This window comes from Robinsoniella sp. KNHs210 (genome assembly GCF_000686105.1).
In the GTDB taxonomy this organism is placed as follows: Bacteria; Bacillota; Clostridia; order Lachnospirales; family Lachnospiraceae; genus Robinsoniella; species Robinsoniella peoriensis.
Map to the genome: position 1 here is coordinate 1,535,145 of NZ_JMLZ01000002.1, position 14,688 is coordinate 1,549,832.

The following is a 14,688-nucleotide window of genomic DNA, read 5'->3' on the forward strand; positions in this document are numbered from 1 at the left end:
GTTACACCAATCCTTCCATTAAGTGTACTTCCATTTTCCGTTCCTGGATATCAACGTTTAAGATACATTCTTTAATGGCTGGAAGGAGAATTTCTTTCCGTTCTGGAGTTTCTACCACATAGACATCATTTGCTCCGGTTTCCAATACGTCGGTAAGGATACCCAGTTCTTTTCCGTCATCGGTACATACCTGCATTCCGATCATATCAGCAATGAAGTATTCGTTTGGTTTAAGCTTTACGGCATTTTCCCGGGTTACAAATAACCCTTTTCCTTTAAATTTTTCCACCTCATTGATATCGTTGTATTCTTTGAATTTCAGGATTACAAACTGCTTAAAGAATTTTACCTGTTCGATCTGCAGATCCATTGTTTCTCTTCCGGTATCCAGAATGACAGATTTTAATTTTTTGAACCGGTTCGGATCATCGGTAGTTGGAAATACCTTTACCTCGCCCCGTAAGCCATGCATGGAGGAAATGATGCCAACCTGTAATAAATCTTCCATTTTCTCTTCCTTTCATTTGTTAAAATTGGAGGGTTCTTCTCTATTAAAAATAATCTGTGAAACCGTACTTTTTTATAAAGTAAGAAAAGCCCCGTTTTCACGAGGCCTGACCGTTATGAAATCTTATAGCAAAAGCTACAGGATGTCCACAATCACTTTCTTATCATCCTTAGAAGCTGCAGCTTTGACTACAGAACGGATTGCTTTCGCAATACGTCCCTGTTTGCCGATAACTTTACCCATATCGGATGGAGCAACCTTTAATTCTACAACAATAGACTTGCCGGTTTCTTTTTCAGTTACTTCTACTTCTTCCGGATGTTCAACGAGAGACTTTGCAATTACTTCTACTAATTCTTTCATCACGTTCACCTCTGTTCTACTTTTCGATACCAGCTATTTTGAAGAGTTTACCAACTACTTCTGTTGGCTGAGCACCGTTAGCAAGCCACTTTTTAGCTAATTCTTCATTAACTTTGAATTCGCTAGGCTCGATGTTTGGATTGTAAGTACCGAGTTCTTCGATACATTTTCCATCTCTTGGTGATCTGGAATCAGCTACTACGATTCTATAGAAAGGAGCTTTTTTCTGTCCCATTCTTCTTAATCTAATCTTTACTGCCATTTGTCTTTCACCTCCTTGGTTTATTCTCAATATATGTTAAAAAGGAAGTTTGAACTTACCTCTTTTACCACCTTTGCCTCCCATCATGCCAGGGAACTGTTTCATCATTTTTCTTGCCTGGTCAAACTGTTTTACCAGTTTATTTACCTCACTGATATCTACTCCGGCACCAGCGGCAATTCTTTTTTTGCGGGATGGATTCAGGATATCCGGATTGGAACGTTCCTTCGGTGTCATGGAAAGAATCATTGCTTCTTTTCTTGCCATATCCTTTTCATCGATCATTCCTTCAATATCTTTGGCTTTGCTGCCGAATCCAGGCATCATACTTAATACACTGGATATTCCACCCATGTTTTTCATCTGATTCATACTTTCTAAGTAATCGTCAAATCCAAACTGTGCTTTTTTCAGCTTCTGTTCCATATCCCGGGCTTTTTCTTCATCGATATTGGCCTGTGCCTTCTCGATCAGTGACATCACATCACCCATGCCCAATATTCTGGAAGCCATACGCTCCGGATAAAATTGTTCCAGATCCGAGAGCTTTTCACCCATGCCGACGTATAAGATCGGTTTACCACAGGTTGCTTTTATAGATAATGCGGCACCACCACGGGTGTCACCATCTAACTTGGTTACAATGACGCCGTCAATACCAATCTTCTCATTAAACATTTCGGATACATTTACGGCATCCTGACCGGTCATGGCATCTACAACCAGAATTGTCTGGTCAACATGAATTGCTTCTTTGATATGAATCAGTTCATTCATCATGTCTTCATCAATATGAAGACGTCCTGCCGTATCCAGGATTACAACATTTAATCCTTTGCTTTTCGCATGTTCAATAGCGGCTTTTGCAATATTTACAGGATTCTGTTTGTCTCCCATAGAGAAGACTTCCACACCCTGCTTTTCACCATTTATCTGTAACTGCTGGATTGCTGCCGGGCGATAGATATCGCAGGCTGCCAGCAATGGCTTTCGGCCTTTTGACTTTAATTTACCGGCAATCTTTGCCGTTGTTGTGGTTTTACCGGCACCCTGAAGTCCGGCCATCATAATGACTGTAATTTCATTACCGGGTTTTAGTGCGATCTCCGTAGTTTCGGAACCCATTAACTTAACCAGTTCCTCATTTACAATCTTAATAACCATCTGTCCCGGATTCAAGCCGTTCATAACATCCTGTCCGACTGCTCTTTCCTGAACAGCCTTGATGAACTGCTTAACAACCTTGAAGCTTACATCTGCTTCTAATAAAGCCATCTTTACTTCTCTTAATGCAGTCTTTACATCTGCTTCTGTCAGCCGTCCCTTACTTCGTAAATTGCGGAAGACATTCTGCAGTTTATCTGATAAGCTTTCAAATGCCATAGATTACAACTCCTCTAATATCTCATTGGATATTCTTTCAATCTCCTCATGCCCCTGCTGTCCTTTTGAAAGCGCATGAATCTGCTCTACTTTTTCCTTCACAGACAAAAACTTTTCAACCAGATGTAATTTGTTCTCATAATCATCCAGAATCTTATTACACCTTTTTATCAAATCATGTACACCCTGCCGGCTTATATTCTGCTCCTCCGCGACTTCCGTATAGGACAGATCATTTAAAACCACATCTTCATAGACATTTCTCTGATGTTCCGTCAGGAGCTCACCGTAAAAATCATATAATAAAGTTTGTTCCACAAATTTTTCCATTTGTAATCACCTTGATTATCATATACGATAAAGTTATTCTTGTCAAGTATTTTTTCTTGACAAAATTAAATTTTACCGATACACTCTCCCATCTTAATGAAAGTCTCATATCCGTTCTCTGTATTTTCAAAAAATTCTGGTGCTATTTTAACTTTATCCGGTTCTACAAGCAGTATAATTGTAGAACCGCCGTATTCAAACTTCCCTTTTTCGTGTCCTTTTTTCACAAAGCCTTCCTGCTGGTAATTTTTAATGCGTCCAACCAGGAGCGCACCTACCTCCATCTGGAGAAGTGTACCGAAACAGCGGGTTTTAATCAGCGTATATTCCCGCTGGTTTTCTTTATAAACCGGTACTGTTTCACAGGCTGCCGGCTGTACCGTATGAAGTACTCCGGGAATGTAATAGTTGGAGGATTTCAAACCATCCGAGGGGTAGCAATAACGGTGATAATCGTCAACGCTTAGCCGAATGATAATCGCTGCTCCGTTTTTATAACGTTTTGCCAGCTTTTGGTTTTGTAATAATGAGGATATGGTGTAACAGGTGTTCTTGACGAAGAATCGATTGGTATTACCCAAATGATAAGCACTGATTTTACCGTCAGCAGGACTTACCAGATGCGTCTCGTCATAATCAATCATCCGTTCTTCCGGTTTGATTTCACGGGTAAAGAAATCATTAAAAGAATGATATTCTCTGGGTTCATATGGTGACATATCGATGTTATTCTTTTGTATGAAAGGCTTAATAATGCATCTGGATGCCCCGGTATCCAGAAATTTTCCGGCTAATTCGGAAAATCCGGGACGGATCAGAGGTTTTAACAATAATCTTCCCCATAGGGAAGCATAAAGTTTACGCAGGATTTTATCCTGCGTTTCCTCGTTTTCATATAGTTTTCCTTTTCGGTCGATGTATTTCATTTTTACACCCATCGCATATTGCAGGCGTACCTGCAATACTGCCACAAATAAAACAGGTTGAAAGAATCACAGCGTGGCTTCCTTCCTACTTCATCATTTTCTTTCAACCTTACCACCTATTGCATATCTTTCTTAAAATGTTGTTCGGCAAGAGCGTGTTTAATAAAAATGTAACAGCTTGCCTAGTATTATGACTCCCGCTACAATGATAACGATCATCATTTTATTTCCTGGTTTATAAACTTTTATTTTACTGATAAACAGAAATGCTACAAGCAGCATTACCCAGATCAGTATCCGCAGATATGTCTGCTGTCCAAAACTTGGACGCAAGAGATAAACCACCGGAAAAATAATTGCGATAGATGTTACGGGAAGCCCCTGATAGTGTTTGCGGGCTTCTGTGGTCTCCTGCTGTCTCTTTTCTTCCATAACATTGAAAAATCCAAGGCGGATTACAGCTGCCAATACATAGAGACACATGGCCGTTGTTCCCCAGAATCCCCGAAGTCCCAGCCCATATCCCAGAAATGCAGGAAATGCACCAAAACAAATCAAATCACAAAGGGAATCAATCTGAATTCCAAATCTTTTCTCATCGTCCGTCCGTTCTCTGGTACGGGCAACTTTACCATCCAGCATATCGCAGATACCGGATATTACAAGACAGGCAATTGCCGTCGTAAAACGGCCATCTAATGCTTCTGTCATTCCGTATACAGAACTGATCAGTCCTAAATATGTTAAAATAACCGTATAATTATAAAATCCTATCCACATGGTATATTATCCTTCTCCCTCTTTGCCGCTTCTCTTTTCACGGCTGCTCTAGTAATGCTGATATGGGCATAAATGGTTACAAGTGCACTGATTATCAGCAGTGCATAGTAACTGATACCTCTGCTTAACAGCATTCCCGATAAAATTAATGCCGGACCAAAAATTGGTTTAAATATAGACATAAATAACGCTTCGCTTGCTCCAATACCACCCGGCAGCGGAAGCATGTCTACAGAAATAGAAATAGTTGCCTGTAAGGTGACGATCTCAAAAGCGCTGAATTCGTGAAGCCCGAATGCCCGGTATACAAAATAAGTTGAAAAGAACAGACAAAACCGCTGGAAGATGGAAATCAGAATCACATTGAAAACAACCAGCTTATGATCTCTGAAATAATAGGCGGAATCCCGGTACTTATCCATAGCGCTTGAAAGACGTTCTGTTCTTTCCGGTTTGTGTTTCAAAATACGGACCTTTTCTAAAATATGCAGACCTAAATGCATTAGCTTTTTTGTGAAATTTGGCAGAAATATTAAGATAAACATCAGTGCCACGCATCCTACATTTAATATCAGTCCCAGATATAAGAAAAATACTGTATCTTTCATGTAGTTATCCACCAGCGGACGAAATCCGATGATCAGTACCAGCCCGACTAATACTAATACGAATTTATAAGTAACGGTGACAATCATCAGTACAAGTGATGCAACTGGGATTTCCACCTTATCTTTGCTCATATAATAGATCTGAGCCGGCTGTCCGCCTGAAGCGGAAGGGGTAATACAGCTGAAGAAAAATCCGATAAAACTGTATTTCACACAATTTCGTAAAGGGATCTTCTTATTCAGCGAGTTCATCATATAGTGGATGATTACCGATTCACTGCAGACAAATACGATTACCAGGGCAATACCAAACCAGATATATCCCTTTTTTGCCATTTTTATGGTATCCCATATGGCACCCAGTTCCTGCCCTTTAAACAATTCATAAAATGTAAAGCCCAAAAGAGCAAAAAGAAACAGGATCTGAAGTATGTTTTTTTTGTTTTTCTTTAAAAATTCCACGCATTTCCCTCTTTTCTAAATTATCCTCTGGATAATTATAGAATAAATTTATCAATATTCTATCAATATTTTGCGTATCTTACAATTTATTTTTCCAAAAACTTTCTTAAGAAACTCATAATATTTATATTTGCTGCTTAAATAATAAGCAATTTCAGCAAGGGCAACTGCGCCGAATATATCAATAATATAATGCTGCTTCGTATATTGCGTGGAAATCATGACTGCAATAGCAAACAGACATGAAAAAATACGGTACCATTTGGGGACTTGCTTATTGCCCCGGATACCAATATAACAGAACCAGCTTACCAGGCAGTGTATGGAAGGAAAGAGGTTCATTGGAAGATCCATTTTATACACCCAGCCCAGCAGTTGTACGCTTAAACTGTCTCCGATCAGCTCAGGCCGCACGTTTGTGGTTGGCAGCAATACGAAGAACAGCATGCAGACAATACGGGAGGACATATCAGCAGTTACAAATTTATATAACGAATCCCTGCCCAGATGTCCTATTATGATATAATTCACAATCCAGAATAAATAACAGATCACGTAAATCCAAACCCAGCCCGGTTTAAATGGAAGCATCCGGTCGATTGACAGAGTAAAATCATAGTGATACCAGTCTTTGCACAAATGCTGTGTTCCAAAGTAAATAACACTGTTTAGGACAAAACAGGATACCAAGGGTATGATAGAATAGAGTTTTGCCCAGGGATCTACATATTTTTTAAGCCACCTATACATGTAATTCAAGCTCCTACAGGTTTGGACGGATAAGCTTAGGCTTATAACCGTTCTTTTTCAGTGCGTCTACGATGTTGTTTTTATGTTCCGTACCAAAAGCTTCCAGCGTAATTTTCAATTCCACTGCTGCATTGCGATTCGTACTTACAAACTGATTATGCTCCAGTTTAATGACATTACCCTGCTCTTCTGCAATTACAGTGGCAACGCGCACCAGTTCTCCCGGTTTGTCCGGAAGCAGTACGGATACGGTGAAGATCCGGTCTCTCTGGATTAATCCCAGCTGTACGACAGAAGACATGGTAATAACATCCATATTACCGCCGCTTAAGATGGATACGATTTTCTTGCCTTTCACATCCATATGTTTTAAAGCAGCTACAGTGAGAAGGCCGGAGTTTTCTACAATCATTTTATGGTTTTCGACCATATCAAGGAATGCTACCACTAATTCATCATCATCTACGGTAATGATTCCATCCAGGTTTTTCTGAATATATGAGAATAATTGTTCACCCGGTGTTTTAACGGCTGTACCGTCTGCTATGGTATTAACATTGGGCATGGTAGTAACTTTCCCGATATCCAGGGAAGCCTGCATACAATTGGCACCGGCTGGTTCAACTCCGATTACTTTGATATTGGGATTTAAAAGTTTGGCAAGGGCAGATACTCCCGTTGCCAGTCCGCCTCCCCCGATCGGAACCAGGATATAATCTACCAGAGGAAGTTCCTGTACGATTTCCATAGCAATGGTTCCCTGCCCTGTGGCTACAGCCAGGTCATCAAACGGGTGGATAAAGGTATAGCCGTGCTCGCTGGCAAGTTCATATGCATGGGCACATGCTTCATCATATACGTCTCCGTATAATACAACTTCAGCACCATAACTTTTGGTTCGGTTTACCTTAATGAGCGGTGTGGTGGTTGGCATTACGATTACTGCTTTAGCACCAAATGCTTTTGCAGCATATGCCACACCCTGTGCATGGTTGCCTGCAGAGGCAGTAATAAGCCCTTTATTTCTTTCTTCGTCGGTTAATGTGCTGATTTTATAGTAAGCGCCGCGGATTTTATATGCTCCTGTACGCTGCATATTTTCAGGCTTAAAAAATACTTTGTTGCCGGTCTGTTCTGAATAGTACTGGCTGTAAACCAGTTTTGTCTCCTGTGTAACCTGCTTCACTGCCTCGGAAGCTTCCTCAAACTTATCTAACGTTAACATTTTATCGCCTTTCTCTAATTTGCCGGGGTTTGTACGTTGAATAATGCATTTACAAATTCATCTGCATTAAACTTCTGAAGATCATCAATACTTTCTCCCACACCAATGTATTTCACGGGAATACCAAGTTCAGAGTGGATTGCAACGGCAATGCCGCCCTTGGCTGTCCCATCCAGTTTTGTTAAAATAATACCAGTAATGTCCGCAATTTCACTGAACTCCCTTGCCTGTGCCAATGCGTTTTGTCCGGTGGTGCCATCCAGTACAACCAGTGTTTCACGGTAAGCTTCCGGATATTCCCGCTCAAGCACACGGTTAATCTTACCCAATTCATTCATCAGGTTTTTCTTGTTGTGAAGCCTGCCTGCCGTATCACATAACAGCACATCCGCATGCCTTGCTTTCGCTGATGCCACGGCATCATATACAACAGCAGCCGGATCAGAACCTTCCTGTCCGCCGATAATATCCACACCTGCCCGGTTTGCCCATTCGGTTAACTGCTCTCCTGCTGCGGCACGGAATGTATCTGCTGCAGCCAGAATTACCTTTTTCCCCTGATCTTTTAATTTACCGGCCAATTTTCCTACACTGGTGGTTTTTCCAACGCCGTTTACACCGATAACCAGCACCACTGACTGTTTGTTTTCGAATTCATATGCTGTTTCACCTACATCCATCTGCTCTTTGATGCTGTCAATCAGCAGCTGCTTGCATTCGGAAGGTTCTTTGATTTTCTGCTCTTTCACTTTTGCTTTTAAATCTTCGATAATAGCGGTAGTGGCATTAATACCCAGGTCACCCATGACTAAAATTTCTTCTATCTCTTCATAAAAATCGTCATCGATACTGGAAAAGCCACTGAAAATGGAGTCAATTCCAGCAACAATATTAGCCCTGGTTTTTGACAGCCCTTCCACAAGCCGTTTAAAAAACCCTTTCTTTTCTTCCATAATTATTCCCATTGCATATTACAGGCTTGCCTGCAATACTGCCACAATAAAACAGGTTGAAAGAATCACCGTGGCATCCTTTCTATATCATAATTTTCTTTCAACCTTATTCCCATTGCATATTACAGGCTTGCCTGCAATACTGCCACTCTCCTACTTATCTAGCTCATCTTCAATTAAATTAACGGATACCAGTGCGGATACACCCTTTTCCTGCATAGTGATACCATACAGTCTGTCCGCAACTTCCATTGTACCACGTCTATGTGTAATAATAATAAATTGTGTATTCGTTGTCAACTTATTAAGGTATTTTGCATATCTGGTAACATTTGACTCATCAAGCGCTGCCTCAATTTCATCCAGAAGACAGAAAGGTGATGGCTTCAGTTTCTGAATGGCAAAGAGAAGGGCAATTGCTGTCAATGCTTTCTCACCGCCGGACAGCTGCATCATATTCTGCAGCTTCTTACCTGGCGGCTGGGAAATAATGCGGATGCCCGCCTCCAGAATATCTTCATCTTCCACCAGTTCCAGGCTGCCTTTGCCGCCTCCGAACAGCTGTTTAAATGCTTTGTCAAATTCTGCCTGGATAATGGCAAAATTTTCTTTAAACTGGGCACGCATTCCGCTGTCCAGTTCTTCTATGATGCCAAGCAGTATTTCTTCTGCCTTAATCAGGTCATCATGTTGTGTGCTGAGGAATTCATGGCGCTCAGACAATTCTTTAAAATCTTCAATGGCATTGACATTAACGGAACCAAGACCTTTGATATCAGATTTGAGGATTTGAATCGCCTTTTTCAGCTGCCCCTGGTTTTCATAAGAAACGTCTTTAAATTCATGAGCGGTGCTTACCGTCAGTTCATATTCTTCCCACATATAATTGATTTGGGTTTCCTTACTCTCTTCCAGCTTCTCAAGCTGGCTTGCCAGACGGAAATTTTCTTTATCCAGCATTGCCATGCGTTCAGACAGCTCTTCCCGTTTGGCAAAGAAAGACTTGTGACTGGTATAAAGGCTGTCTTTTTTCTCCATCCACTCTTTTACCTGTCCGTTCGATTCGCCTTCGTGTTCCGAAGCTTTTGCAATGGATATTTCTATCTCCCGTATATCATGGGCTTTCTTTTGAATATCCTTTTCATTTTCCAGAATATCATTTTTAATAGATTCCCGCTCTTCCTGTAAGGATTTCATCTCATGGTTAATACGTGATATATTTTGATGTATAAATTCTTCTTTTTGTTTTAAATTAGCCAGATCAAGATGGATTCCTTCTGATTTGCTGTTATGTGCATCCTGCTCCTGTTTCTTGACTTCCAGTTCCTTCTGAAGTCCCAGGATCAGAGATTCTGTTTTCTTCTCCAGGGATACAGATTCTTCCAGTTCTTTTTGGATCTCCGATTCTTCTATCCGTATGTCTGAAATCTGTGCTTCAATTTCGGAAGATTCCCGTTTTAACTGGGCGTATCCGGATTTTGTTTCCGTGTTGCGGCTCTGCATCTGCTTAATCTTCATTTTCGCCGTATTCTGGACGATATACTCTTTTTGCAGGCTGTCTTTCAGCTCTACAATTTTATTACGCAGGATGCGCCGTTTATCCCGGTTCACGTCAATGGATTTCTGGAGCTCTTCCATATCATTCTTTAAAAGTGCAACACTTTCCGTTAATTCTTCAATTTCTCTTCTTCGTCCGAGAAGATTGCTGGAATTTTTAAATGCACCACCGGTCATAGATCCTCCGGGACTTAGGGATTCTCCGTCCAGTGTAACAATACGAAGGGTATGCTGATATTTTTTTGCTATGATAATTGCATTGTCAATATGGTCAACCACAACGGTTCTGCCCAACAGGTATTTTGCAAGCCCTTCATAGCAGCTTTCTACATCTACCAGAGAACTTGCCAGTCCAATGACTCCGGGTTCTTTTAAAGCTTTCTCATTAGTGAATCCATTTCGGTTGCCAATGCTTGTCAGAGGAAGGAAGGTAGCCCGTCCGTATTTGCCCCGTTTTAGAAAATCAATCATACGTTTTGCTGTATGTTCATCTTGGGTAACAATATTCTGGATACTTCCGCCCAGAGCGGTTTCGATTGCGGTTTCATAAGATTTCTGCACTTTAATAATATCTGCAACAACGCCCATGATTCCCGTTTCCCGGTTTTTTTGTTCCATAACGCGCCGTATGCTGTTGCCATATCCATCATATCGTTCGGTAATATTTTTTAAGGACTCCAAACGGGATGCTTCCCTATGGTAAGCGGTCTGCCCGGTTTCCATTTGTTCATTCTGCTGGGAAAGGATCTGCTGCAGTTCGGTTACTTCATTATCATACTTTGTACTTTCTTCACTTAAAGCATCAATACGGGCGGAAACTTCCATGTAATCCTTCTGATATGCAGCAAGAGATTCTTCCTGCTCAGATTCTTCACTTTTTAATTTTAGGATTTTCTGGCTCAGTTCTGCTTTTCGGATCTGGATCTGTTCAATCATTGTGGAATAGCGCTGCAGCTTGGCTTTTGTAGATGCTCTCTTATTCAATAAATCAATAATCTGGTTCTTGCCCTCTTCAATATGGCTTTCCAGAATACCGGTATCTTCCTGGAGCTTTAAGCCGACCGCTTTGTTTTCTACTTCTACAGCCTGGAATTTATCCAGCTGTTCTTTTAGAAGACCAAGCTCTGTCTGCTGCGAGTCTTTTTGCTGTGTTTTTCCATCCAATTCTTTTTGTATGCTCAGGATACGGTTTTGTAAATGTTCACCATTTAGCTTTGCCGTATTAATCTGCTCTTTTAAGACATTAATCTGTCCGGCTAACTGCTGTTTTAACAACTGGTTTTTATTGGAGCGTTCCTTTTCTTCCTCGATCTTAGCACTTAACTCTTCCATTTCTTTTTCTATCCGCTCGTACTCCACTTTTGCACTTTCATAATTGGCTTTTGTGGACTGCAGATCCTGATTGGAAATGGAGATCTTTTCTTCTATTTCCCGAAGCTGGGCTTTGATGCGGTCCATCTCCATTAAAAACATATTGGCATCTACCGTCTTTAATTCTTCTTTTTTCTTCAGATAGATTTTCGCGGTTTCAGCCTGTCTCTGAAGGGGCCCTAATTGTTTCGTTAATTCGGATAGTATATCGTTAACACGAACCAGATTTTGCTTCTCATCTTCCAGTTTTTTCTGGGCGGCCAGTTTCCGGCGTTTATATTTTACAATACCTACTGCTTCGTCAAAAAGTTCTCTGCGCTCTTCCGGTTTTCCACTTAAAATTTTATCAATCTGTCCCTGTCCGATAATGGAATATCCTTCTTTACCAATACCGGTATCGTAAAAAAGCTCATTGACATCTTTCAGACGGCAGGTGGTACCGTTGATTAGATACTCACTTTCGCCGGAACGGTATACGCGTCTGGTTACGGTTACTTCATTATAATCAATGGGCAGCTGATGGTCTTCATTATCCAGCGTAATGGCAACGGATGCAAACCCCATAGGTTTCCTGTTTTCCGTTCCTGAAAAGATAACATCCTGCATACTGGCACCACGCAGCTGTTTTGCACGCTGCTCACCCAATACCCAGCGGACAGCATCGCCAACATTGCTCTTACCACTGCCATTTGGTCCCACGATACCGGTAATACCATTGTGAAACTTAAAGACAATTTTGTTGGCAAAAGATTTGAAGCCGTGGATTTCTATGCTTTTTAAGTACATATCTCTTTTGTCTTTCCTTTCAAGTCGATGATGGCGCGATAGGCCGCTTCCTGCTCAGCAGCTTTCTTGGTACGTCCAATTCCCTGGCTTGCATTTTTTTCACCGATATGCAGTTCTACAATGAATTTCTTATCATGGTCAGGGCCTTCTTCCCCTGTCAGGGTATACACGATCTCATCACCTTTAAAATCTCTTTGTACTATTTCCTGCAGGATAGTCTTGCTATCATAAAAGAGCTGCTTATTTTCAATATCTTTCATTATATACTTTAAAATAAACTCTTTTGCATTAGCAAAACCACCATCTAAATAAATGGCACCTATGAGGGCTTCCATGGCATCAGACACAATAGAATCACGATGACGGCCTCCGGTATGCTCTTCACCTTTACCAAGCTGTAAATAACTGCCCAGCTCAATTTCTTTCGTACACAGGGCAAGAGTGGGCTCACAGACGATACTTGCACGAAGCTTTGTCAGATCCCCTTCCGGCAGATCCGGATAATTGTGGAATAAAAACTCACTGCTGGTAACTTCCAACACTGCGTCACCTAAAAATTCAAGGCGTTCATTATCTTTCATCCTGGCGGCTTTATGCTCATTTGCATAAGAACTGTGAGTCATGGCCTGTACCAGAAGATCGAAATTGTGGAACTTATATCCGATCCTGCTCTCCAGTTCTGCTAATTTTCTGGTTGATTTCATAGTTATCCTCCTGTGCCGCATTTACTGCGGCTGTAATAAATAAAACGTATTTATACAACAAAGGGTGCTGCTTTGCAACACCCTCATAAAAACCGTTTTAGTTGATTGCACTTTTGATTTGTTCTACCGCATCGCCTACTGAAACAATTTTTTCTGCTTCTTCATTTGGAATTTCAATATCGAATTCTTCTTCAATTCCCATGATAATCTGAAATACATCTAAGGAGTCAGCTCCTAAATCATCTACAAATGTAGTCTCCATTGTGATCTCATCTGCATCAACATTCAGTACCTCGGCAATAATTTTCTGTAACTTTTCGAATTCCATAATCATCAATCCTCTCTTTTACTAATCTACTTTAATTTTTTCTTTAATTTTTTCATTGATCTGCTGCTGCTTAAACTGCACGCATTGAACAATGGAGTTGGTAATCTCCGACGCATTAGAACTGCCGTGAGATTTTACCACAAGGCCATTCAACCCAAGTAAAGGTGCACCGCCATATTGGCTTGCATCAAAAGATTTAAGTGTTTCTTTTAATGCCGGTTTTACCAGTAAGGCGCCAATCTTACTGCGAAGGCTTGTCATCATGCCGGCCTTGACTTTTGAAATCAGGGTGGCACCCACACCTTCATACAACTTTAAAATTACATTTCCGACAAATGCTTCACAAACGATGACATCGCATACGCCTGCCGGAATGTCTCTGGCCTCCACACTTCCGATAAAATTAATGTCTTTACATTCCTTCAAGAGTGGAAATGTCTCTTTTACCAGAGCGTTGCCCTTTTCCTCTTCTGCACCGATATTAACGATACCGACTTTAGGATTTTTAATACCTACTACATTTTCCATGTAAATAGAACCTATTTTTGCAAACTGCACTAAATGAGATGGTCTTGCATCTACATTTGCGCCACAGTCAACCAGCAATGAAACACCGGTCTTAGTGGGTATCAGTGGTGCCAGAGGCGGCCGCTCAATTCCTTTGATGCGCCCAACTAAGAGCTGTCCGCCGACTAATACGGCTCCGGTACTGCCAGCTGAAACAAAAGCATCTGCTTCGCCTTTTTTTACCAGATTCAGCCCTACTACAATGGAAGAACTTTTTTTCTTTCGAATAGCCATAACCGGCGGTTCTGCTGTTTCAATAATTTCTTCAGCATGAACAACTTCCACTAGCTCATTTGGATAGGTGTACTTTGATAATTCTCTCTGCACATCTTCCGAGCGCCCTACCAGGAATACTTTAATATCTTTTCTCGCATTCACTGCGGTTACGGCTCCCTTAACAATCTCTGCCGGGGCATTATCACCACCCATAGCGTCGACTGCGACCCGAACTAATTCCTGCATATTATTTCCTCCTCGTATTTCTATTAACTAATATACTAAACATCATACAGAAAATCAATAGATATTTTCAGAGAATCTTACGAAGTACATAAGTTCTTTGAGTTTTCTGCGTAAAAGGGGTAAAAAACAGGAGAAAAGCACGTAAAAAAAGCATCTCCATCGAGATGCTTTATCATATCTTAAGCTTCTGTAGATATGATTTCTTTTTTATTGTATGTTCCGCAGTTCTTACATACTCTGTGAGACATCATAAGTTCGCCGCATTTAGCACATTTCACTAAATTTGGAGCAGACATTTTCCAGTTTGCTCTTCTCTTGTCTCTTCTTCCTTTGGAAGATTTATTTTTTGGACAGATTGACATG

The 14,688-nt window shown here is 40.9% G+C and carries 16 protein-coding genes; all 16 read right to left on the reverse strand.

The window, feature by feature from the left end; genetic code table 11:
* Position 1: 1 nt before the first annotated feature.
* On the reverse strand, positions 2-508 hold the full coding sequence (gene rimM / locus CD03_RS0113685; RefSeq protein ID WP_027294135.1) for a ribosome maturation factor RimM: 507 nt from the start codon (positions 506-508) through the stop codon (positions 2-4).
* A 135-nt stretch (positions 509-643) separates the two neighbouring features.
* Positions 644-871, reverse strand: a complete 228-nt coding sequence (locus CD03_RS0113690) for a KH domain-containing protein (protein ID WP_027294136.1) — start codon at positions 869-871, stop codon at positions 644-646.
* A gap of 16 nt (positions 872-887) precedes the next feature.
* Positions 888-1,133: a 30S ribosomal protein S16 gene (rpsP, locus tag CD03_RS0113695; RefSeq protein ID WP_027294137.1), complete on the reverse strand. Its 246-nt coding sequence runs from the start codon at positions 1,131-1,133 to the stop codon at positions 888-890.
* Between the two features lie 36 nt (positions 1,134-1,169).
* The gene (ffh, locus tag CD03_RS0113700; RefSeq protein WP_027294138.1) at positions 1,170-2,516 is read right to left on the reverse strand and encodes a signal recognition particle protein; all 1,347 of its coding nucleotides are present in this window, start codon (positions 2,514-2,516) and stop codon (positions 1,170-1,172) included.
* Between the two features lie 3 nt (positions 2,517-2,519).
* Positions 2,520-2,846, reverse strand: a complete 327-nt coding sequence (gene ylxM / locus CD03_RS0113705; RefSeq protein ID WP_027294139.1) for a YlxM family DNA-binding protein — start codon at positions 2,844-2,846, stop codon at positions 2,520-2,522.
* Positions 2,847-2,911: 65 nt separating this feature from the next.
* Positions 2,912-3,817 carry a phosphatidylserine decarboxylase gene (locus CD03_RS0113710; protein ID WP_330373793.1) on the reverse strand — a complete coding sequence of 302 codons (906 nt, stop codon included), beginning with the start codon at positions 3,815-3,817 and terminating at the stop codon, positions 2,912-2,914.
* A gap of 114 nt (positions 3,818-3,931) precedes the next feature.
* Positions 3,932-4,552: a CDP-alcohol phosphatidyltransferase family protein gene (locus CD03_RS0113715; RefSeq protein WP_027294141.1), complete on the reverse strand. Its 621-nt coding sequence runs from the start codon at positions 4,550-4,552 to the stop codon at positions 3,932-3,934.
* Complete coding sequence (locus CD03_RS0113720; protein WP_027294142.1) at positions 4,543-5,622, reverse strand: lysylphosphatidylglycerol synthase transmembrane domain-containing protein; 1,080 nt, start codon at positions 5,620-5,622, stop codon at positions 4,543-4,545. The genes CD03_RS0113715 and CD03_RS0113720 overlap by 10 nt, the downstream gene beginning before the upstream one ends.
* A gap of 51 nt (positions 5,623-5,673) precedes the next feature.
* Positions 5,674-6,372 (reverse strand): phosphatase PAP2 family protein, encoded by a 699-nt coding sequence (locus CD03_RS0113725; RefSeq protein WP_027294143.1) that lies wholly within the window; start codon positions 6,370-6,372, stop codon positions 5,674-5,676.
* Between the two features lie 13 nt (positions 6,373-6,385).
* A complete protein-coding gene (gene ilvA / locus CD03_RS0113730) occupies positions 6,386-7,597 on the reverse strand; it encodes a threonine ammonia-lyase (RefSeq protein ID WP_027294144.1) in 1,212 nt (403 codons plus the stop codon).
* A gap of 14 nt (positions 7,598-7,611) precedes the next feature.
* On the reverse strand, positions 7,612-8,550 hold the full coding sequence (ftsY, locus tag CD03_RS0113735; RefSeq protein WP_330373792.1) for a signal recognition particle-docking protein FtsY: 939 nt from the start codon (positions 8,548-8,550) through the stop codon (positions 7,612-7,614).
* 153 nt (positions 8,551-8,703) lie between these two features.
* Entirely contained in the window at positions 8,704-12,264 is a 3,561-nt protein-coding gene (smc, locus tag CD03_RS0113740) for a chromosome segregation protein SMC (RefSeq protein WP_027294146.1), read from the reverse strand.
* A complete protein-coding gene (gene rnc, locus CD03_RS0113745; RefSeq protein WP_027294147.1) occupies positions 12,255-12,968 on the reverse strand; it encodes a ribonuclease III in 714 nt (237 codons plus the stop codon). The genes smc and rnc overlap by 10 nt, the downstream gene beginning before the upstream one ends.
* 97 nt (positions 12,969-13,065) lie before the next feature.
* Positions 13,066-13,296, reverse strand: a complete 231-nt coding sequence (gene acpP, locus CD03_RS0113750) for an acyl carrier protein (protein WP_044289983.1) — start codon at positions 13,294-13,296, stop codon at positions 13,066-13,068.
* Positions 13,297-13,317: 21 nt separating this feature from the next.
* Positions 13,318-14,325 carry a phosphate acyltransferase PlsX gene (gene plsX / locus CD03_RS0113755; protein ID WP_027294149.1) on the reverse strand — a complete coding sequence of 336 codons (1,008 nt, stop codon included), beginning with the start codon at positions 14,323-14,325 and terminating at the stop codon, positions 13,318-13,320.
* A gap of 179 nt (positions 14,326-14,504) precedes the next feature.
* Positions 14,505-14,687: a 50S ribosomal protein L32 gene (gene rpmF, locus CD03_RS0113760; RefSeq protein ID WP_027294150.1), complete on the reverse strand. Its 183-nt coding sequence runs from the start codon at positions 14,685-14,687 to the stop codon at positions 14,505-14,507.
* Position 14,688: the final 1 nt, after the last annotated feature.